This window comes from Tunturiibacter lichenicola (assembly GCF_051013355.1).
GTDB lineage: Bacteria > Acidobacteriota > Terriglobia > Terriglobales > Acidobacteriaceae > Edaphobacter > Edaphobacter lichenicola_F.
The window spans coordinates 1-21,178 of record NZ_CP132944.1 but is presented as its reverse complement, the minus strand read 5'-3'; the positions used below and the strand labels follow the sequence as shown (position 1 = coordinate 21,178).

General features: G+C 53.5%; 13 protein-coding genes. 7 read left to right on the top strand and 6 right to left on the bottom strand.

What is annotated here, in order from left to right:
* The first annotated feature begins 581 nt into the window (after positions 1 to 581).
* The 5 genes from RBB82_RS00065 (at position 582) to RBB82_RS00045 (ending at position 6,651) form a co-directional block, all read left to right on the top strand.
* Positions 582 to 1,976, top strand: coding sequence for an endonuclease/exonuclease/phosphatase family protein (locus RBB82_RS00065; RefSeq protein ID WP_433975450.1), 1,395 nt, complete (start codon positions 582 to 584; stop codon positions 1,974 to 1,976).
* Positions 1,977 to 2,059: 83 nt separating this feature from the next.
* Positions 2,060 to 2,653, top strand: coding sequence for a hypothetical protein (locus RBB82_RS00060; protein ID WP_433973083.1), 594 nt, complete (start codon positions 2,060 to 2,062; stop codon positions 2,651 to 2,653).
* A gap of 202 nt (positions 2,654 to 2,855) precedes the next feature.
* Positions 2,856 to 3,842: a SphA family protein gene (locus tag RBB82_RS00055; protein ID WP_433973082.1), complete on the top strand. Its 987-nt coding sequence runs from the start codon at positions 2,856 to 2,858 to the stop codon at positions 3,840 to 3,842.
* A 56-nt stretch (positions 3,843 to 3,898) separates the two neighbouring features.
* Positions 3,899 to 6,091, top strand: coding sequence for a patatin-like phospholipase family protein (locus RBB82_RS00050; protein WP_433973081.1), 2,193 nt, complete (start codon positions 3,899 to 3,901; stop codon positions 6,089 to 6,091).
* Between the two features lie 203 nt (positions 6,092 to 6,294).
* Positions 6,295 to 6,651 (top strand): YceI family protein, encoded by a 357-nt coding sequence (locus tag RBB82_RS00045; protein WP_433973080.1) that lies wholly within the window; start codon positions 6,295 to 6,297, stop codon positions 6,649 to 6,651.
* A gap of 219 nt (positions 6,652 to 6,870) precedes the next feature.
* On the opposite strand, the gene RBB82_RS00040 is transcribed toward RBB82_RS00045, so the two are convergent.
* From RBB82_RS00040 to RBB82_RS00020, 5 genes are all read right to left on the bottom strand, one after another.
* A complete protein-coding gene (locus tag RBB82_RS00040; RefSeq protein WP_433973079.1) occupies positions 6,871 to 7,767 on the bottom strand; it encodes a mechanosensitive ion channel family protein in 897 nt (298 codons plus the stop codon).
* 895 nt (positions 7,768 to 8,662) lie between these two features.
* Positions 8,663 to 9,718, bottom strand: a complete 1,056-nt coding sequence (locus RBB82_RS00035; protein WP_433973078.1) for a DUF481 domain-containing protein — start codon at positions 9,716 to 9,718, stop codon at positions 8,663 to 8,665.
* A 138-nt stretch (positions 9,719 to 9,856) separates the two neighbouring features.
* The gene (locus RBB82_RS00030) at positions 9,857 to 10,774 is read right to left on the bottom strand and encodes an OmpA family protein (RefSeq protein WP_433973077.1); all 918 of its coding nucleotides are present in this window, start codon (positions 10,772 to 10,774) and stop codon (positions 9,857 to 9,859) included.
* Positions 10,775 to 10,799: 25 nt separating this feature from the next.
* A complete protein-coding gene (locus tag RBB82_RS00025; RefSeq protein WP_433973076.1) occupies positions 10,800 to 13,154 on the bottom strand; it encodes an arylsulfatase in 2,355 nt (784 codons plus the stop codon).
* Positions 13,155 to 13,424: 270 nt separating this feature from the next.
* Positions 13,425 to 15,083 carry a DUF1254 domain-containing protein gene (locus RBB82_RS00020; RefSeq protein ID WP_433973075.1) on the bottom strand — a complete coding sequence of 553 codons (1,659 nt, stop codon included), beginning with the start codon at positions 15,081 to 15,083 and terminating at the stop codon, positions 13,425 to 13,427.
* A gap of 392 nt (positions 15,084 to 15,475) precedes the next feature.
* Here RBB82_RS00020 and RBB82_RS00015 point away from each other — a divergent pair, with 392 nt between their 5' ends.
* Both RBB82_RS00015 and RBB82_RS00010 read left to right on the top strand, forming a co-directional pair.
* The gene (locus tag RBB82_RS00015) at positions 15,476 to 16,114 is read left to right on the top strand and encodes a sigma-70 family RNA polymerase sigma factor (RefSeq protein ID WP_433973074.1); all 639 of its coding nucleotides are present in this window, start codon (positions 15,476 to 15,478) and stop codon (positions 16,112 to 16,114) included.
* A complete protein-coding gene (locus RBB82_RS00010) occupies positions 16,104 to 17,300 on the top strand; it encodes an anti-sigma factor (RefSeq protein ID WP_433973073.1) in 1,197 nt (398 codons plus the stop codon). The genes RBB82_RS00015 and RBB82_RS00010 overlap by 11 nt, the downstream gene beginning before the upstream one ends.
* Positions 17,301 to 17,552: 252 nt before the next feature.
* Here RBB82_RS00010 and RBB82_RS00005 read toward each other — a convergent pair whose 3' ends face one another.
* Entirely contained in the window at positions 17,553 to 20,687 is a 3,135-nt protein-coding gene (locus tag RBB82_RS00005) for a TonB-dependent receptor domain-containing protein (RefSeq protein WP_433973072.1), read from the bottom strand.
* Positions 20,688 to 21,178 lie beyond the last annotated feature (491 nt).

The window sequence follows — 21,178 nt, the reverse complement described above, 5'->3', positions numbered from 1 at the left end:
TGAGGGCAATGGTCCCGACTGGCTAAATTGCTCGCAAGTACATAATCCTTGGTCAAACAATTCATCTCTCCGATATTTCTATGAAATTTTGCAAGGACCTTGGCACAAAAAGACGCTTGCCCCGGCATTCATATTTGAACAGAACATTCAGCGACAAGAGCACTCGACAACTTATCTCTTGCGACTTGCGCTGACCATTGTTCTAGCCATCGGTGATGGTTTGATGTCACACGGAATGGGATGAAGAGCCGAAGTAGGCCTGTGAATCGGAGGAATCTGTGGCGAAGTTTGACAATTTACCTAACGCGTATCGGAAGATCGTGCCTCATCTACTGATAGACAATGTCTTCCTTTCTGCAGTCGGTGCTCATCTTTTCCTGCTCCTAACGTTAGTCTCTTGTCCGACGGCATCGGCACAGAATGGAAATCCGGAGTACATACGCAATTCGCAACCAAGCCTCTTAACTTACCGGGAACTTCTGGCTCTTAGCGAGCAAGAAGCGATTGCGCCTGCTTTGGGTGCCAAACTGAACACACTATTGACGACCCCGTTTGTGAACAATGAGGCGTACTTCGGCGGCATGAAGCCTCTTCGCCCCGATCTCAATGGCACGGGCCCCAGTCTGCGACTTGTGCAATGGAATATTGAGAGGGGACTAGAACTCGACGATATCAAGCTCCTAATGACCGACAAGAAGGCCTTCCTTGCCAAAGTGCATAGTGAGGTTGCGACGGGCAAGGACATAAAGAAGCCGACGGACGACGAACTCAGCAAACAGATGGACTCGTTGCAATCGGCAGACGTGATCATCCTCAATGAGCTTGACTGGGGAATGAAGAGAACCAACTACCAGGCAGTGGTAAAAGAGCTTGCCGACACTCTCAAGATGAACTGGGCCTACGGGGTCGAATTTGTGGAAGTCGATCCGAAGGTGCTGGGTACGCAATCGTTTTCCAATGTGAAAAATGAGACCGAGCGTAAGGAGTTGGAGCAACTGTTCAGCGTCGATAAGAATCTCGTGCTCGGACTGCATGGTACAGCTATTCTTTCTCGGTATCCTCTTCGGGACGTTAAGCTGGTTCCATTCAAACACCAGGCCTACGACTGGTACAGCGCCGAGAAGAAGTATGGGGCGATTGAAGCCGGGAAACGTAAGGGGGCGAGCCTACTCTTCGGAGAAGAGATCGTGCGCGAAGTACGCCGCGGAGGACGCACCAACCTGATCGCGACCCTCGATATTCCAGATCTTCCAGAGCAGCGGGTCACTCTCATTGCAACTCATCTTGAGAATCGCACCACGCCGAAGGGCCGAATCGAACAGGCTGAGGAACTTCTTGACATGATTCGGCCGATTAGCAACCCGTTAGTCGTCGCCGGAGATATGAACACAACAGGGATGGACGGATCGGTTCTCAACATAAAGTCTGCCGTCGTGAAAAAACTAAACAGTCCCACATTTTGGGCTACACAAGGTGTCAAGTATGCGACCGGCGTTGGATTCGTCATGGACGCTGTCACCTTCACCTTCAAGTCGACCAAATTTCAAAGCGACCCAACGGCGTCTGGAGTTCCTTTACTGGCGCCCAATCCCGAGGAGCCGTTCTTTGATCAATTGGAAAAGTACCGCTTCGATGACGGTACCCGGCTCGACTTTAGAGGTGATGAGGAACTCTCCGTTAATCACCGAGACGGAACCTTGGGCAATTCGAACGAGCGAGCAAGCAAAGGGTTTGTTACCACGTTTTCGTTGCCACGAACCCTTGGCGCGAAAGGAAAGTTCAAGCTCGACTGGATATTCGTGAAAGCGTATTTGAAAGAAGATTCGGCCTCTCCGGATTCTTATCGATTTGCGCCCGGCTTTGCACGCACTTTGGATGACGCAAACGAAGCACTGGCTGAACCACTCTCAGACCATGCCGCAATCAGTGTAGATTTGCCGCTCGTTCAGCCTGCCTTGTTAGGTACAAAAAAATGAGGCGATCGGTCTGCTGAGTCAGTGCAAACGTTTTTACAGAGTCACCAGAAACGATGCTTCCGATCGGAACTAGGAGAAGACAAATGCGCATCAAGAATTTGCGGACGATGACAATCATGTCGATCTTATTGATGTGTCTAACCGTTGCGTATGCCCAAAAAGAAGATGATAAGTCGCTTTCCATTCTGCCCCGACAATTTGCAGCCACCGCGTTCGGTCAGGCAGGAACGGTGGCCGGCAGGAGCTTTGGGCTGAATCTGTACATCACCGGCTGGACAACCAATCAACAGGTGCGTGACTACATTAGCGTCCTGAAGGAAAAGGGCCCGGACGGCTTAGTAAGTGCTATGGAGAAGACAAGCGACGTTGGCAGAATCTCTCCCGCTGGATTTGTAGGTACTGGCTTTCGCTTTGCTCGCTATAGGCCAACCGTAAATGGAGGTCTGCACATCGTGATGGTGACGAACCGTCCGATGTCTTTCGGAGAGCTGTATAACAATGGCCGGTCGACGGACTATCAATTTGGGATAGTCGTCCTAAATGTCGACAAGGATGGAAAGGGCACCGGCCAACTCGCACCCGTCTGCAAAATCAAATTCAACAAGAAAAATGAGATCGAAATAGAGAACTTCGGGCAGAAGCCCTTTCGGCTCGCAAACGTATATCTCCAAAAATGAAGGAAGGCAAAGGACGTGACTTGAGGGGTGACGTCGCTGGCCGCAAAGGAAAGCAATTGTCCGAATCTTTGCAACGGCGGAATCCGCCTTGAAGCTAGTGAATGCCAGATCTAAAGGTAAAAGCTCAAGGCTTCAATGTTTCGCTCAGTCAATGGATATGGTTGCTCTTCATAGCGTGCTCCAAAAAGCAAAGGAAAAGAACATGGACAAGAACATCAACCTGCTCGCCTTACACCGCTGCTTCATTATTGTGATATTTATATGCGTCGGAATATGTCAAGCACAGCAGAAGGGGCAATATGTGCCCGGCCAATTTGGTTTGAATGCTGGTGTAGTGCCGGCTGCGGGATTGACCTACGCCAACTTAGCACTCAACTATTCCGCAAGCTCACTGAACGATGCTAACGGCAACCATCGTCCCAACGTGTTGGGCACTTACGGCTTTTGGGTCGACGAAAACATCTTTTACTTCGTGCCAAAGAAGAAGATCTTGGGCGCATCGTTCGCCCCCTACATCTCCCTTAATGGTGCAAGCGGCAGCCTGGTTGCTGACATCTCCGGCACCAACCTGGGGGCGTCTGGCGGTGGGTCCGGGTTTGCGGACCTGTTTGTTCAGCCTGTTAATCTGGGCTGGCACCTCAAGCGCGCCGACATTGTCGGTGGCTACGCATTCATGGCTCCTACTGGACGGTTTGTTGCCGGCGCCAGTGACAACGTGGGCTCCGGTTATTGGGGTAATAATCTCAATTTTGGAGCCACGGTCTACGTAACCAAAAATAGAGGGACCACCCTAAACTTATTTAGCGATTGGGAGACTCATGGACAGAAGACGGGGACTACGCTTACTCCGGGGAAAGCCTTCACCACTGAGTGGGGAGTAGGACAAGTTTTACCACTCAAGAAGGATTTCAGCAGACTGCTCCAACTAGGCTTGATCGGATATGACCAGTGGCAGGTCACTGCTAGCAGCGGAACGATAGGCGTTCTACCTGCGAGCAGTGTACCGTTCTACTCGGTTCACGCAGTTGGTCTTCAGAGCAACTTTATCCTTCCCGCGAAAAACCTCAACTTCTTCTTTAAATATCTCGATGAATACAGAGCTATCTCACGTCCCGAGGGTCGGACGATAGCGTTCGGGGGTTCGTGGACCTTGCGGATTCCCAAACCGGTAGCGGCTCCCAAGCCATGATCCGTCAAGCAGCATCGCTGAGAAAGGCGGCCATGTATACCCCCGTCACGAGACCCTTGATACTCCTACTGCTTGGTGCTCTGACGTGTGTTCACTGTTTATCGCAAGCGCTTCCGGAGGAAAAGAAAGCAGTCCGACCCAAGCTGGGCTTAGTGCTCGAGGGTGGTGGCGCGTTAGGCCTCGCGCACATTGGAGTCATCACCTGGATGGAAGAGCACCGCATCCCGGTCAGTTATGTCGCCGGAACCAGCATGGGCGGTCTAGTCGGTGGAATTTATGCGACGGGTCGATCCCCAGACGAGGTAAAAGAGCTCATTAACGGTATCGACTGGGATCAGGTCCTAAGCGGTACAGTTCCGTTTCGCGATCTTTCCTTCCGACGCAAAGAAGATGCTCATGAGGTCCCAGGTTCGCTGGAATTTGGTCTCCGCAAAGGCCTGCAATTTCCTGCCGGCTTTAACACAGGTGAGCAGGTCGATCTGATTCTAGATGGTGTAGCTCTCCCTTATTCGGAGTTGAAGAGCTTCAACGATCTACCTATTCCATTCGCGTGTGTAGCGACGGATCTGATCTCCGGCAAGCCACACGTCTTTCGTGACGGTCCTCTATCGCTCGCCATGAGATCGACGATGTCTCTGCCTGGAGTCTTCTCACCCGTCCGCTCGGGAGATCATCTTTATGCCGATGGCGGCCTGCTCAACAACATCCCCGTCGATGTTGCAAAGGAGATGGGCGCCGATGTCATTCTCGGAATACATCTGGAGACAGAGCCACTCAGTCCAAGCGCAACCCTTCCAAGCTATGGTGTGCTGGGACAGTCGATCTCGGTGATGATCGCGGCCAATGAACTTCGTTCGATGGAGCAGGCTGACATCCTGGTGACGGTCCCGCTACAGAAGTTCAGCACTATGGACTACAACAAGGCCGACGCCATCATCAAGGCTGGATACGACGCGGCTGCCGCCAAGGCATTTGTTCTGGCCGCATATTCAGTAAGTCCAGCCGAATGGGAAGAGTACTTAGCAGTGCGCAATGGTCGGCGTAGAAGCGTACCGACGCCAACCTTTGTACAGGTGACCGGAACATCCTCTCCTGAGATGAAGAACGGTATGGAGAAGCAGCTTTCCGTCTCAGTAGGGACGCCAATCGACACGGAGAAGTTGGACCAGGACATGATGTCAATCGTCGGACAGGGGCGGTTCACAACCTCCACTTATTCCATGATCGAAAAAGATGGTGAACAAGGTTTGCAAGTTCAGACCGAGCAGAAGCCGTACGCGCCACCAATCGTGAGACCTCTCATCCTGATTGATGGATCAGACTACAACAACGTATTGTTCAGCATCGGCGCCAGAGTAACCTTTCTGGACTTTAGAAACTATAGATCCGAGCTACGCAATGACATCGTTGTTGGGTCGCAGTACTTGCTGGACAGCGAGTACTACCATCCATATACCCCGTCTAGTAATTGGTTCATCGCGCCCAGGGTAGGGCTCAACAGTCAGCAACTGAATGTTTATTCCGGCAGTACACTTCAGGCTAGCTACCGTCTGCGAGAGGTCCTCGGGGCTATCGATACTGGCTATGCCTTTGGACGGACAGGTGAACTTCGATTTGGGTACGAAGGGGGCTATCAAAGAATCTCTCCAGAGATAGGCAACGTTCCAACTTTGCCTACGACCTCCGGGGCGACTGGAGACTTACGAATCCAATACCGCCTGACCACGTTGGATCAACCCGTTGTTCCGCGCTCAGGGATCAATCTCTTGGCTTATACGAAGGGATATACGGTCAATCCTGCGGCGCCCGGGGCATTTCCCGTTACCGAAATCCAAGCCCAGGATTTCTTCCGGTTGAGTGCTCCCTCCTCCATTTTTGTAGGAGTGTACGGTGGAAGCAGCTACGGGTATAGAACAGGCGTACCCGCGTTCTCTTTGGGCGGTTCGCAACGTCTCGTAGCCTGGAACACAAATGAACTGCTCACAAACCAATACTTTCTCGGACAGTTGGGCTACATCCGGGAGCTGGCAAAATTGCCGCCGCTGCTTGGAAGTACCGTCGACTTTCTCGGAGTGTTGGAGCTCGGAAAGACATACAAGCTCCCCAATGCGCCGAGCCCACCTAATCTTCCCATGGATGTCGCGGGTGGTCTGCTCGTGAACACGATATTTGGACCGGTTCTTGTAGCAGGCTCGGTCGGCGACTACGGCCATGCACGGTTCTACTTCCGAATAGGGCGTGTATTTTGAGCTCTGCCGTCGTCAAATGCACTTTCTGCGCGTGAACGGACTTACCCATGAAAAGCAATCGAAAGGACAATCAGATGAAAACGAAATATCTCATAGTCACAATAGTCTTTACTGCTCTTCAAGCATCGTTCAGCCTGTCACAAGCCCCTGTGTTCAAGGTCACCCCCCAACAGAGCTCGATCAAGTTCTAGGTTAAGTCTTCAGTGGCCCTGACCGGGGACTTCAAGAAATGGAATGCGGCCTTGACCTTCAAGTCAGCCGACGTTGCATCGGGCGCGCTTGATATCGAGATTCAAGCAGCTTCTGTGGACAGCGGGAGCGGGATGAAGGATGGCAAACTCAAAAGTAAAGACTTTTTCAACGTCTCGGAAAACCCTTTCATCACATTCAAGTCAACGAAGATCGTCCAAACGGGACCAACGACCTTCGACGTGCCGGGAACCTTTACCATACGTGGCGTTTCTAAACCCGAGACCTTGACTCTTACAGTCAGTGGCGCAGGTACAGGGTCTGGAGACATCAAAGGAACTATGGCCTTCGACCGGAAGACTACGGCATGAATAGTGGAATCCCGTTCATCAAAATCGCTGACCGCGTCGAGGTAAATGTCGACATCTTTGCGAAGCGCATCAGCGGTCCTCCCGTCTCTTTGAAGAAGTTCTAATTGTCGATTATGTTCATCCCAGATCTCACCGAACTAAGAGATTGGAAGAATCGATAAATTCCAGTCAGCAGCTAGTACCCGACAGGAATCAGTCGCAGTTTGCTAGACGTTGGGTTTATACCGTTGATGGGGGCGAAGGATTGACGTTGTTCGATGTTTCCACTCGGAGTGCCGCCAAAGGGGAGGCAAGGCTTGCTCCTGCTGCTTCAATCGCGCCCATCACATTTAGTATCAGACCTTCTTGCTGGGCTAGAAACGCTGCCCAGTCGACACCGGGTTTGCGGTAGTAGGCAAAAATCTCGATCTGCGGTCCAGAAGCAGTCAGTTGAATAAGTCGTGCTCTTGCCGAACTTTTATCGATGTACGTATGCCCACTTAGGATCTCTGTGATCTGGTCGAGCACGATCCTAACCACATCATGAGGGGTGTCAAACTTTAAGTTGAATACCTGGTGTACCCAGAACTGATCACGAAGCTGCAAGTTTTTCAGGCTGGCTTCAGCGACTTTTGCGTTCGGGATGGATACGATCGAGCGGTCCAAGGTGCGAAGGCTTAGAGCGCTGATTCCGATGTCTTCAACGGTTCCCATAATGCCGTCAATCTGGCAAAAGTCACCAACGCGGACCGCGCCGCGCATGATGATCGAAAGGCCGCCGAAGAGGTCGGCGAGAGTTTTCTGCGCTGCGAGTGCCAGTGCAATACCGCCAATTCCGAGGCCGGCTATGAGGGCTGAGACATTTACACCGGCACGCGTCAGCAATGCGACGATGAGAACCAGACCAACGCAGATCTTGAAGATGCGACCGACAAGGCTGACGAAGGTCGCCAGCTCGACCTGCGACCGCTGGAAGTAGCGATCTCGCAAGAAATTGATGAAAATGTCTGAGATGCGCACCAGAATCCAAGCAGCACTGACCCATCCCAGAACAAGCCCGGCCATTTTCCAATAGTGCCGACCGAGTGCCGTAATGGCGTATTCCCCTGCCGTACGGCCAATGACTGCGAGAGTCACACAAAAAATAGGGGTCTTCAGGGCAAGAATGGACGTCAACTCGAGGAGACAGTCGCTTTCCCATGATACCGGAGAGCAACCATATCCCGGCCCTGGTAAAGAGGAATGCGGCGACAAACATTACGACGAGGCTAATAAGAATAGCTGACCAGCGCCACAGCGGTACAGATAGGAAACGAACGCGTGCCGTCCAGGCTGGAAAATAATGTTCGTAGTCGGTAGGGTGCAAACTGGCGTATGCGGAGGGAACACGATGAAGGGTTTCCTGAGAGAACAGCCAAATGGTTGGCTGGCCAGGCCGTTCCACCTGATCCAACATCACCCTGAGATCGCCACCCGGTGTCTTTACGATTCCAACGCTGTCACGTGATAAGCGCTGCTGGTCTTCAACATTGCCATTCGGTGAGTTAGATAGATCGTCGATGCTGGTAGATAATCCTTGATCAAGCAGATACTTCAACTGTCGCGCGAGCTCTGCGGCCTGGTTGGTGGGGCGCTTTCCGTCGAGATAATCTGCAGCCTTCTCGTATTCCTTTGCTTCTGCCGTGCGCAGGAACCCGAGGACACAGCCGTGAGGAGTGGCGCGGCCTAGCGGGTCGACTGGTGTTGGAGGAGGTGTAAGAGCGGCTACTGGCTTGGTCGAAGGTAAAACGGGGATTTGAGGCGGCGTTGCAGGTGGAACCTCAGGCGTGTCGCCTTGGGTATTTGCTGTGCCTGTTGGGAGCGGTAGCTGCTCGGCGTTGGTGGCTGCCCGGCTGCCTGCCATTAACATGGCAAGTACGATAAACAGCAGATAACCGACTCCGTGACGGCTTCGATGGGTTTGACTTTTCAGAGTTCCCCCCAAATCTTGCCAATCAATGGCAGGTGAAGACCGAGTATGATATAGCCGCCATTATCGGTTACCGAAGGTCCAACTAAGGCCCGAACTGGTGCCGTAGTCGCTCTTCGGAAATGTCGCTGGAGGCCGAGTGTCCCAACTTCCGTAAAATGAAAAATTCCATGAGAGATCGTTGACGATCTTAATGTAGTAAATAGCGTTTGTGTTGAAATGCACGCGTCCAGGATCCGAGATTGCGGGAATGAGCGAGGCTGAAATGTCCAAGTTCGTTTTTTTAAATTTGAAAGCTTTGATTTGGGTGGCGACAAAGCCAACTGCAGTGTTTTGTATCTGTTGATCGGCGGTCTTCGGTCCATAGTTTACGTTCTGCCAACCGATCCCCCCTATCACGGCGATACTCGCTCGATTGGTGTTTTTTAGGTAACGTCCAATTCCGCCACCAAGTGTCGTTTGTAGATTGATCCCTTGCACCGAACTTTGCAGAAAGGAAGCAGTTCCTGCGTAAAACCAGTTATTCCAGCGCAAGAGTCTCGACATATTTATGTCTGTTTGATTTCGGGTCGAGAGGTTTGAATCACTGTTGGATGCGAACGACGAGTTGAAGTTGAGCTGACTCGACCAGCGCTCTCTGGTGTACGCTACCTGCGAGCTTATGTTGTACTGCACCGATTCATTGCCTTTCGAATAGAGAAAGCCAGTGTTCAACGCGCCATCGAAACGACGCCAAAAGCCTTCAGAGGTCTGACTCAATTTGATGATCTTACGTTGTGCAACTTCTACTTCCTTCCCGGGCACTTTTGCAATTGCAATCTCTATGGGAGGATCGTTGGACGCCCCAGTTGTCGATATCCTTCCGGTGTATACCGCGCCGCTTTCGGTTTTGACGAGAAACAGCCTATTACTGTCTAGGTGAGCAACCTGCGACCACTGCACTGCGACAGTACCGTCCACATAGTTTAGTTTTACGGAAAGTACTCCTCCACTGAGGCCTTTAATCTCGCACGTCCACCGATCTCCATTTTTCATCACAATCACATCCGTGCTTTCCTGCGCAAATAGAGGCATAGTGCCAAGCAAGGTGCAGCAGAGAATGATGGCTCGTATGATCACAGCGCGTCCTATCTCGAAGCCAGCTTTAGCTCGTGGCGAGTTCGATAGTCACAAGATTTCCATGCTGCGGAAGAGCTCGTTGAATCTTCCACCGTGAACCTTCACTCGGCAATGCTGCCCCTCGCTTACGGCTTTGTGCTATGTGCCAGCGATTCCCTTGTTCTGGAGTACTCTGACTACCACGCGCCGATTTTGTGACTGTCCCTCAGCTGTCTTGTCATTTCCTACCTGCCTGCTTTCACCCATCGCTCCGGGCGCCAGCATATTGGTCAAAGGAACGTGACCCTGCTGCTGAAGAAACTGCGTGACACTGTTGGCCCGATCTTCACTTAGCCTCTGGTTCAGAGAAGCGCTGCCTGCCGATGAGGCATAGCCTTTGACTTGAATTGTGAATGCGGTAATTGTTTTGGCCTTTTCTGCCAGCTGCAAAAGCTGTGGCTTGTACTTCGAATCGAGAGTCACTTTCCCGTTGGCGAAGTAAACTGTCACCTCGTCCATGATGTTGTAGTCATCGAGTTGTCCGAAACGTTTGTTGGCGGCCTGGATCGCGGCCTTGTTCGCATCGATCTTTTCCTGTGCTGCGGCCATTTGCTGCTGTTGTTCCTGCATCTCTTTTTGTTGCCGATCAAGCGCCGCTTTCTGCTGTTCTAGTTCCGCTTGGCTTTGCTCGATCTGTTCCTTTGCCGGTTGCAAGCCCGCCTGGATGGTTTGAGCATCCTCAAGGTCATTACCCTTGAACTTGACGGAGCTTGCTACGAGTTCGTTCTGACCGTTGTAAGACCCTTCTACCTGTACCTGGAGACCAGGTATAAGCGCGGTCATCGACATTTGCTTGCGTCGCGCTTTGAACACGCCCTGTATCTGGGCCACTTGGGTGGTATCAGTCAGTACGACCACTACTCTAGGGTCCGTTGAAGTCTGCACCGTCATGTTGGCTGCGTTTCGCCCGGTTATCAGTCCACTGATTTTGACGGTCTGAGCGCTCCCGACATGGCACAGTAGTAGAAGGGCGGCTAACAATCCTGATAGGACAACTGCTTGGCGGCTTCTTTTCATTGTCTGCTCCTTAGTTTGCTGACCTTCACTGTCCTTCGTCTGGAGAAGCGGAAAGAGAGTTTTGATCTTCTTTCACTTCTTTCTTTGGATAGGAGATCTTCGTCGTGATGATCTTTCCATTGAAGGCGAAGGGTGCCTGATCGAAGTATTCGAGGGATACGGGCGAGCCTAGATCGCTTCCGATGTCGAGGCAATCGTTCGCGGTGAAGGCCATTGCGGCAGTAACCGGTACGCGGCCTTGGGCTACAACCTGACCGTTGACCTTAAGGGTGACGTCCAGCGGACCGCCACGTTGGGGTGTAGCGAGCTTCGATTCTACTTCGATCTTTACCTTGCCGGTCGGCAACTTATCTGTTGCCTTGATCTTTGTCCGGTCGATCTCAAAGAGGTTGTATTCGTAATGGAGTACGCCATCTTTGACATATAAAGACAGTCCCCCGGAGAATCCGCCAAGGGCGTAAAGAACACCGTTGGCGTTATCAGGTACATCTATCTCCATGCTGACGGTGTTGTTGAACTTTCCGAGCTTCGGTGCCGCGAACTCCGGCATCCCCGTGATTGGACCACTGAAGTTCCATTCGGTATACGGCGTGGAGGGCCCATCTTCCGGATGGAATACGGGCGTCCACAGACCTCCGCCGATGGGCAGATTCTGGTTCTTGGTGGACTCAATCAGGAAGAGGTTCTTCATGTAGGCGACTCTCTCCGGCATCTTCGCGGCAAGATCGTTCGCCTGAGACCAGTCTTCATCGAGGTTATAGAGCTCCCACACATCATTCTCCGGGTTCCACTCCCCGATGCCCTTGGGCAGTCCCGGCATCCACGGCGTTCGCGGGCCAAAGGTATCGGCAAACCAGCCATTCTGATAGATACCGCGGCTACCCATGATGTCGAAGAACTGCGTCGTCTTGCGGCCCTTCGCTGTCGCGTCGGCAAAGGTGTAGACCATGCTGGTACCGTCGATGGACATCTGGTCGACACCGTTGACTACGCGGGGCGGCGTGATGCCAACTGCCTCGTAGATCGTCGGCACGATGTCGGTGACGTGGTGGAACTGTGAACGAGGGGTGCCGTCGTGTTTAATCTTCGCCGGCCAGGAGACAGCCATCGGTTGGCGCGTGCCCCCGAAATGCGCGGCGACAAGCTTGGTGGATTTGTATGGCGTCCCCCCAGCCCAGGCCCAACCCGCGTTATACATGTTGTCGGTCTTCGCGGAGCCAATCACATTAAGTCCGCCAAGTTCATTGACTGTTTTGATGTGTTGCTGAATCGTGGTCGGGATACCGTTCTGCGCGAGCAGTTCGGAGATCGTGCCGTTCTGACCTTCGGCCGAGGCGCCATTGTCACCCCAGATGTAGAAGATGAGCGTGTTGTTCAACTTTCCTTCCTGTTCAATCTCGTCGATCACGCGGCCGGCATTGTAGTCGGCGTGCTCCGCAAATCCTGCGAAGACCTCCATCAGGCGGCGCTGGAAGGGCTTTTCGCTCTCCGGGATGGAATCCCATGAGGCCATCGTCGGCGGGCGTGGCGTGAGTTGAGCGTTCTGCGGAATCCAGCCCATCTCTTTGGCGCGCTTGAAGGTGCGCTCGCGATACTTATCCCACCCGTCGTCAAACTTGCCTTTGTACTTATCGGCCCATTCCTGCGGAACCTGGTGCGGACCATGCGCCGCGCCGGGAGCCCAGTACATGAGGAATGGCTTGTCTGGCGTGAAAGCCTGCTGTTCACGCAGCCACTTGATGGCGTCGGTAGCGATGTCCTCGGAGAGGTGATACCCCGGGTGCTCATATTCGTGCGGGTCGAGTACGGTCGTGTTGCGTACGAGGCGGGGCTCGTACTGCGAGGCCTCACCCGCGAGGAAGCCGTAGAAGTATTGAAACCCATAGCCCGTCGGCCAATAGTCGAACGGACCTTTTGATGTTGTCTGTTCAGCGGGCGTATTGTGCCACTTGCCCCATGCTCCTGTGTTGTAACCATAGTCCTTGAGCACCTCGGCTACGGTTGCTGCAGACTTCGGAATCGTACCGCTGAAGCCGTCGAAGTCGTTCGCAAGTTCGGCGATCTGACCGTTAGCAATGCGCGTGTGATTGCGGCCTGAGAGCAGCGCGCCACGCGTCGGCGAGCACATTGCAGTGGAGTGGAAGCGGTTATACGAAATACCCGCGTTGGCGACGCGCGTTAGAGTCGGCGTGTTGATCTCGCCTCCGTATGTAGAGGCCTGTCCCGGACCAACATCGTCCATCAGGATGATGAGGATGTTCGGCGCATCGGAAGGCAAATGCTTCGGGTCGACGCGCTTCTTGTAGGTGGAGTCTTTCATCGTCAGCCCGGGAGTGGAGGCAGACGGAGTAGGCGGGAATGGCAGGACTTCTTGTGCCATGGCCGGAATACTGAATATGAACCAGAGCGCTACGAATGAACGATTTACTTTCATCGCGCTGAGCCGTAGATCAGGAGACGTGGATTGAGCTGTTGGCCTAATTCTTTGTTTTTCAACGCTTCCCCTCGTAAGCTTCTCAACCACGTCCGCAACTGTTCGTGAAACTCGAACCAAAACCTCTCGTTGGCTATTCTTGCTTTTGAGTGATCCGTGTCTAAACATGGGAGCATGATCCTTTCCTTTGGCGGCCCGTTACCGGGACGGTTTCACTTAGTTGACCAAGTCAAATTCACCGGGCTTCCACGTCTTGTCAAACCACGGTTGCAACGGGCCGTAGAGGCGCAGTAGGACATTCCAGCCTTTTCCAGGTACGGTTTGCACCCAGTTAGCTTCGTGGCCTGCTGGCGCGGTGGGACCGAACCAGACATCGACTGAGGTGTCAGGGTTCACGACGATACCCTTTGTTTGGCTGCCAATGCTGGGAAATTGTTGATCGGTCTGCAGCATCGAGCGAGTTTGGTTGTCATAGACGACGAATGACCAGAAGTCCTTCGCAGGGATGTTAGATGGCAAGTGAATTTTGTACGTTTTGCTTCCATCCAGCGGCTTGCCTTCCGAGTCCACGAACGCGGCGGCGTATTGCGAGCCGATACCGATCATCTTCAAAGCCATGGCCGGGGTGATACCGGTGGCATAGTAATGAAACATAGTTCGTGCGTCGAGATTGCGCACGCCGGGTTGAGACAAGAACTCATAGCCGCCAGCAAAGGTTGTCACCCACGCACTGTTCGGGAAAAAGTGGGCATCGTTCGACCGCGTACGGAAGAGTATTGCCCTCGAGGTAGCGTTTCCCACCGCAGCCGCTTCGGTCAGAATTTTCTTCATTCGCTCATCGGGCGCAAAGGGCTTGCCTTTCTCGATGCCGATGGATGCGAATAACCCGAGCCTCTCAGGATCTAACGCTTCGTTGGGCTCCGCCTGCACGACCTCGTTTAGCTCTTCAAAGTAATTAAAGTCATTCGAGTGAACCGTGTTGAATTCGACACCGGAGCCATTAATGAACTTCGTTTCGGGCGGATTCTTCGCCTGCGCCAGCGGATAGATGCGTAGGTTCTTCTTGATGCCCTCCACGGCCGGTTTGATGTCGCCGTTCACTGGAAAGCCCCGGCCCATAAGCCAGAGGTTATAAGTGCGCGGCTGCGTGACAAGGTAACCTTTGGGAACTTCGCCTTTATAGCCCGGCGGAAGCACGAGATATTTGCCGCCTTGACCTTTGTCACGACCTGCATTGCCGATATCGGTAACGTATTGGAACCAAGCATCGTCGAGGAATGCGAGCACTTTGGGAGGCGACTCAACCACTAAAGGACCGTCCTTCAAATTGAGCCAGGTGCTGAAATAGACGGAATCGGTGTTACCGGTAAGAAAGAGCGACTTGGAGTCCAGACGGTCCTCGTAGATCAAAATAGTGCCATTGACAACGCGTAGCTTCTGGAAACCCGTGCGCATTGCGACCAGCGACGCGCCGGGCATGCCACTCATAAACGCTTGCACCCCACGCGAGAAATCGAGGTTGTCATAAACCTTCTGAACGGTGGCGTCGTCCGGAAAGCCGTCGTTGAACTTGAGGGTGCCGAGGCGTGTGTCCACGGTGTCAGGCGTCGTGATCGATGGCGGTATGGCCGTCGTCATTTTCATCTTCGGCGGGGACTGTGTCTGGTTAGTAGTTGCAGAGGAAGGCGCAGACTTATCGTTGCAGCCGAGGGTAGCCATGAAGGTGAAGGCGACGATGCAGGTGAGGGAGCGAGGCGCGAGTCGAATATTCTGCACAACCGAACTCACGATTCCAGCAGATCTTGTTAGCGGCATTTCTTTCGCCTCTTCCGGTGATATCGCGTTAGGACCGATGAAAATTGCTTGTCTCTGCAAAAAGTTCCGATACCCGCGGACAAAGCGAGACCGTAGCGCGCTTGATCTAAAAATCAGAACGAGCTGTGTTGAGCATTTGGCAGGCCCTTTGTTTATGAATGCCGCTTGGTGGATTGATTTGTGCCAAGGTCCCAAAGCTTTTCTCCACTTCTCGGACGAGAATGCGGATTAGGGACGGAGCAGCAACGTTTAGACAGTTCATTTACATGTCAGTTATGGGACTTTTCCATCAAATCCAGATATGGTGTGTCCTACGGTTGCACAAAGAAAAAATGCCGCAAAACTGCTAATCCTACTAGTCGATATGTGCCGTCAAGTGGTTATCATTTGTATGGACCTGAAGGATGCCCGCGGATCAAGCTTTCTCTAGCACGCAAGTCGGAGGATCAGTAGTGAATCCGGGAGTTCATTCGACCTCTGGCGCAACAAGACCGACCCTTGCTGACCTGAAACTGCTTACTGACGAACAGTTGATGGCTCTGTTGCGGGATGGCGCGAATGATTGTCTTGCGGTGTTGTTTGATCGATACCAACGGCTTGTCTTCAGCATCGCGCTCAAAATTGTTCGGGACCGAGGCGAGGCTGAGGACGTCACGCAAACGGTCTTCCTTGAAATTTTCCGCTCGGTGGCACAATTCGACCCTGCGAAGGGCACACTTAAGATATGGCTCCTGCAATTCGCCTACCACCGCGCTTTCAACCGCAAACAGCATTTGAACGTGAGGAACTTTTACAGTCAGGAGAGCCCAGAAGATGTAGATTCCTTTGCTTTTGCTGAATCGACACCTGAAAAATATGCACCTGCGGAACTTCAACGATTGATGCAAGAAGGATTAGCCTCGTTGGGCGAATCCCAAAAACGGGTCATTGAGTTGGCTAGCTACGATGGACTTTCGATGAAAGAAATTGCGGATAAGACTGGAAATACTCTTTCGAACGTGCGGCATCATTATTATCGAGGCCTAAAGCAATTGCGTTCCTTCATGACACGACCTCTGAATTCGGGCAAGATTGTAAGCAATGATGATTGACCATTCACACTATGAGGAGTTAGCCGCGCTTGCGGCTGGGGGCCACCTAAGCGACCAGGATCTGATGGACGTTCAGCGGCACGCTGAAACCTGCGCGGAGTGCAAAAACGCGTTGGCAGAATTCCATGAAGTGGTAAGTTTTGGACTTCCCCTGGCGCAGAGCGCCCTCCGTCGGAGCATCAACATGATCACGAGCCGCCCCGATCCCGGTGCAAGAGAGCGGTTCATCAGGAGAGCGTCGCTCGAAGGTATAACTTTCTCGCCCGAGGTCAGAGCCACTGCCGCCTCTCCGCGACCACGGTTTATCTTTGCTGCTGCGAGCGCTGGCGTCGCTGCCGCGATTGTTGCTGGAGTGTTGTTTCTCTCGGATCATCGCGATGTGCCTTCTCATCAGCTTAGCCAGCAAAGCTCCGCACCTGAATCTACTATCTCCCAGTTGCAACAAACAAACGCAGAACTGAAGCGTGAAACGGAAGGATTGCGAAATCAAGTAGCTACACTAACCGCTGCTGCGGGCAACGCCTCTCGAGTCGATGCGCGGAAACCGGCGAACACCGCGCCACTAGCTTCTGGCGTCGACGGCTCGCTCGAAGAGGCTGGGAATCAACGAACCGAGCAGGAAAAACTGCTGGAAGATGCCAGAGCGGAGCTAGCGGAATTGAAGAAGGCGCGTGCTTCTGACCAAGCGTCGATCGTTGCTGACCAAGTACGAATCAACGAACTGTCCGACCAGCTGAAAACGGCGAAAGTGAATGCGAATCTGCAGAGGCAGTTGGCGACGGGAGATGTTCCAAATTTGATGGGAGCGCGTCAGTTGCATGTGGTGGACGTTCGAGACTCCGGTCCAAATGGAAAGCCTGGAAAAGCTTTCGGGCGGATCTTTTTGACTGAAGGAAAGTCGCTTGTTTTCTATGCCTTTGATCTGAATGACCCGACGAAGAATGGCTCAAAAAAGACGTATCAGGTATGGGGGCAGACCGAGGGTAGAGCGGGTTCGGTGCGTAGTCTGGGTTTCTTGAATGTTGATAACAAGGCGCAACAACGATGGGTGCTGAAGTCGAACGATACGGCGACATTTAAGGAGATTAACTCCTTATTTGTTACCGTGGAGCCGCAGGGTGGCGCTACGACGCCTAGCGGTCAGCGTCTCTTGTTTGCTTATCTTGGAGAAGCGAATCATCCGTAGGCTTACTTCGCCAGACTGTATTTGTGAATTTTTTTCTGGCGCGAGAATTCGCGTTTTTGTTGGGGGTTTTGGGGAAAATGGGTGGTTAGGACGTGGTTTTTGGGTGGGGAGAACGTGGTGGAATGCTGGTGAAAGATGGTGTGTTGACAGTCGTTTTTCTGGTTTGAAAATCATGCCACTGATTTTGCGTTTATTTTTGGTGGCTCCCGTTTTGGGAATGGTGGGTGGTGGTTCTGTTGGGCGCGGGGCGTCTTAGAACTGAAGTTTGAGGGTGAACTGTGCGGAGCGGGGTCCGCCTAAGGCATATAAGGGGCTTTGTCCTCCAAGAGCTGCGCCGCCGCCCAGGAGGAGGTTCGTTGTGGAGCCGGGGCCTATCTTGCCGAAAGTGGAATCGAAGATGTTGCCTGGTTCGGGCGATCCAGGGGCTCCGAACATGGGATGGTTGAAGAGGTTGAAGTACTCCGCGCGCACACTGAGGTTCAGGCGTTCGGTCAGCTTGAAACGACGCCGCACGGCGAGGTCGGTTTGGTTTATGGAGTAGGGGCTGCGCAGACTGTTCCTGGAATAATCTCCAACCTGCCCTGCGGGGGGTGTCGTGAAGGCGGCTGGATTCAATGCTGTGCCGCTGGGTTGGGTCGAATCTGGAATCCAAAAGGGCTGACCCGGCACGATCTGAGCCTGTGTTCTATAGAAACCAAATACGGGCGAGACCACACCTACGGTGATATTGATCGGTGGCGCCGAACTTACGCGCACCAGACCGTCGACTGCCCAGCCTTTCAGGATTGCATTGCTGATGCGGCCCCACGCGGGTGCAGGCAGCTCGTATGAGACGGCTGCGGCGACTGAATTTCGTATGTCGAAGTCGGAGGGTGTCAGCGGTGGCAGAACAACCTGGCTGATGCTTCCTGCTGCAAGGCCGCTCTCATCAGAGGACCCTAGATCGCTTGTCTTCGCGAGGTTATACGAGATGAGCGCCTGCAAGCCGTGAGACATCCGGCGCTGGAACTGAATCTGAAGAGCATTGAAGTGGGAGTATCCGGCGTTCCTTATAGCGAAAACATGGCCGCCAGTGCCCAGGCTCACAAGCAGCGGGGGATAGATACTGTCTTCGCGTAACAGGCGCATGTCGTCAGCACCCACATAGGTTGCCGATAAGCTCTGGTTCGTCCCCAGTTCCCGCTGAATGGCTGCGTTCCACTGCAGGATTAGGGGAAGGCGCAGGTTTGGATCGACGGCGACGATGTAGAGTACATTCGCATCGATGGTGGTTGACAGTGGCGGAGGCTGGAAGACTGGACTGGTCAGATCAAGTGGCACAGGAGAGGAGAGGGAGACAAAGCTCGAGCGCTGATAAGGAAACAAACCAGAGGTGTCTCCGAAGCTGCCGTAGCCCAGGTCATAGAAGAGGCCAAACGCTCCCCTTACCACTGTTTTTGGTGTGACCTGGTATGCAGCTCCAATCCGTGGGGCGAAGTTGTTAAATCTGGTGTGCCAGAGGGCACCGGGTACCACCGCAAGCGGATTCGAGTCGAAGATTCCCTGTGTCGCGTAGACAGGCTGGCTTGAAGCGGAGACGGGCGGAGTATTGATCTCCCACCGTAACCCATAGGTGAGCGTCAGCTGGTTTGATATCTTCCAGGTGTCCTGGGCAAACAAAGAGTAGTTATTCACGTTTACGGCAAAAGGATCGCCCGCTGATAAAACGGCTGTGTCTACGGTCCCTGCTCTCAATAGCGGGAAACTTGATGGGAAAAAAGCATACCCCCTATCGGGTCCAGCCGTGGCGGTCAAATGTCGATAGTCCAGGCCGAACTTGAACAGATGTGTCCTGAAGGCCCAGGAGAGCGTATCCACGAAATTGAGCTGTCGCTCTGAGTTGTCGTACAGCCTACCCTGCCTGACCTCGCCATCCGGAAAGGAGATGAGAGCCTGGCCTGTGCCGGGAGGATAGGGGGAAGATGTCGGGAATAGAGCCGCCAGAGGAGGCACCACCGCACCATGAAAGTCGGTGAGGTAGTTGGTATTGCTCGCGGAGCTTCGGCTCCAGTTTGCGCGGAAGTCGTTCAGTATGGCGGGAGTGAGCAGAATCGTGGCACCCGCGGTGAAGGTATCCATACCGACGTTGCTATAGTCCACCTCTTCCCAATAGCGGGTTGCGTCATACGACGGCGCGTGGCTATAGCGCGCAAACAGGTTGATTTTCTTGGTCAGTTTATGGTCGATGCGGAAGCTGATTGCGTCAATGCTGGAGGGGTCTGAGTAGGCAGCGACGATGTTCGCCAGGCATGGATTCGTGATGTTGTCGCACGAGGGGTCGATGAGTGGTGCGTTGGGATCCGGGAGCGGAAGCGCATTGATCAGCGGCTGATAGACCGGCGCAACGGCGGCGCGTGCAGACGCGGTATAGAACCCCTGTGAGGCCGTCTGGGGCAGGCTCAACCGCAGCCCTTCGTAGGAGAAGAAGAAGAACGTCTTGTCCTTGACGATGGGCCCGCCAAAGGTTCCTCCGAAGTCATTCTGGCGGAGCGGGGGTTTGGGGAGCGGAGGCGCGTCGAAGTAGTTGCGGGCGTCGAAGATGTCGTTGCGTAGGTAGTCGAAGGCCGACCCGTGGAAGTTGTTGGCACCGGATTTTGTAACGATGGAGATCTGTGCGCCGGGAGTACGTCCGAATTCGGCTTCGTACGATGAGGTCTGGATGCGAAACTCCTGCATGTCATCGACGGAGACGAATCCGTTGGTGCCACCCTGCGAGGTGAATGCGGGGATCGCGCCGCCCAGCGATTGACTGAGTTGCCCTACTTGAACGCCGAAGTTTGCGCTGACACCATCGACCGTGAAGTAGTTGGCGTCGCTACGTTGTCCATTCACGCTGAATTGGCCTGGTCCTTCACTTTGGGAGGCGGTGAAGACTACGCCAGGCGCCACCGAGATCAGGGACTGAAAGCTTCGTCCATTCAGCGGCATGTTGTCCACGAACTGCTGGTTGACCACTGTGCTGACAGATGCCGATTGGGTTTGAAGCAGGGGAACGCTATCTTCGACGGTTATCGTCTCGGTCCTGGGACCGAGTGCGAGCATGAAGTTTTCGTTGGCGGCGTCCTGTGCGTAGAGTTCGAGGTCGGGTTGGACGACGGTGCGAAAGCCATCCCTTTCGATGGTCAACCGGTAGTGGGCCGGGTGCAAGCCCTGGATGACGTAGATCCCGTCTTCGTTGGTTGCAGTAGAGGCCGAGATGTTGGTGTCGATGTCGGTGGCCGTGCATTTGGCCCCGACGATCACTGCGCCGCCTACGTCGGTCACTCTGCCGGAGATACGCGCGCCTTCTGTTTGCGCGAAGACCGTCGCAGATATCACAGAGAGTGCCAGGATGAGCAGGCCCTTCATCGAAGCTTTCCCCTTGTGCTGCTGTGCTCGACTTCGCTAGTGGGACTTGTTGGCCGTTGGACTACCTGTAATCGTTTGCTTGCCTAAAATTCGACTCATCTCGCGATATGAATCTGGAGAAAAAATAACGTGGCACAAATCAGGCCGTTGTCCGGCATACCTGAATGAGACAACCGACTCCCGGTGAAAGCCCACCAACTGCCGAATCTCGCGGTGATGGTGGTTCTACGAATAAACGTGGATTCGGAAGGATAAGACTGACGCGAATGGACCCGCGTAGATGGTGATGCCAAATTGATCAACGCTACAGCAGTTCGAGAAGCTGGGCCCTGGCCGTCTGCAATCAAGATCGACATTCAGTTTGAACTGAGGTTCCTGAGATGACAAGTAAATTTTCTTCAACGAAAGAGGGTGGTATGAGAAAGGTCATTGCATATGTGCTTTTGCTGTGCGGAATCCCCACTCTCATGCTCGCAGAGGACATCGGCTGG

Coding starts and splice junctions, on each gene's coding strand:
- RBB82_RS00025 (WP_433973076.1), bottom strand. CDS start 13,154: ATGGCACAAGAAGTCCTGCCATTCCCGCCTACTCCGTCTGCCTCCACT.
- RBB82_RS00055 (WP_433973082.1), top strand. CDS start 2,856: ATGGACAAGAACATCAACCTGCTCGCCTTACACCGCTGCTTCATTATT.
- RBB82_RS00005 (WP_433973072.1), bottom strand. CDS start 20,687: ATGAAGGGCCTGCTCATCCTGGCACTCTCTGTGATATCTGCGACGGTC.
- RBB82_RS00030 (WP_433973077.1), bottom strand. CDS start 10,774: ATGAAAAGAAGCCGCCAAGCAGTTGTCCTATCAGGATTGTTAGCCGCC.
- RBB82_RS00065 (WP_433975450.1), top strand. CDS start 582: ATGAAGCCTCTTCGCCCCGATCTCAATGGCACGGGCCCCAGTCTGCGA.
- RBB82_RS00010 (WP_433973073.1), top strand. CDS start 16,104: ATGATGATTGACCATTCACACTATGAGGAGTTAGCCGCGCTTGCGGCT.
- RBB82_RS00060 (WP_433973083.1), top strand. CDS start 2,060: ATGCGCATCAAGAATTTGCGGACGATGACAATCATGTCGATCTTATTG.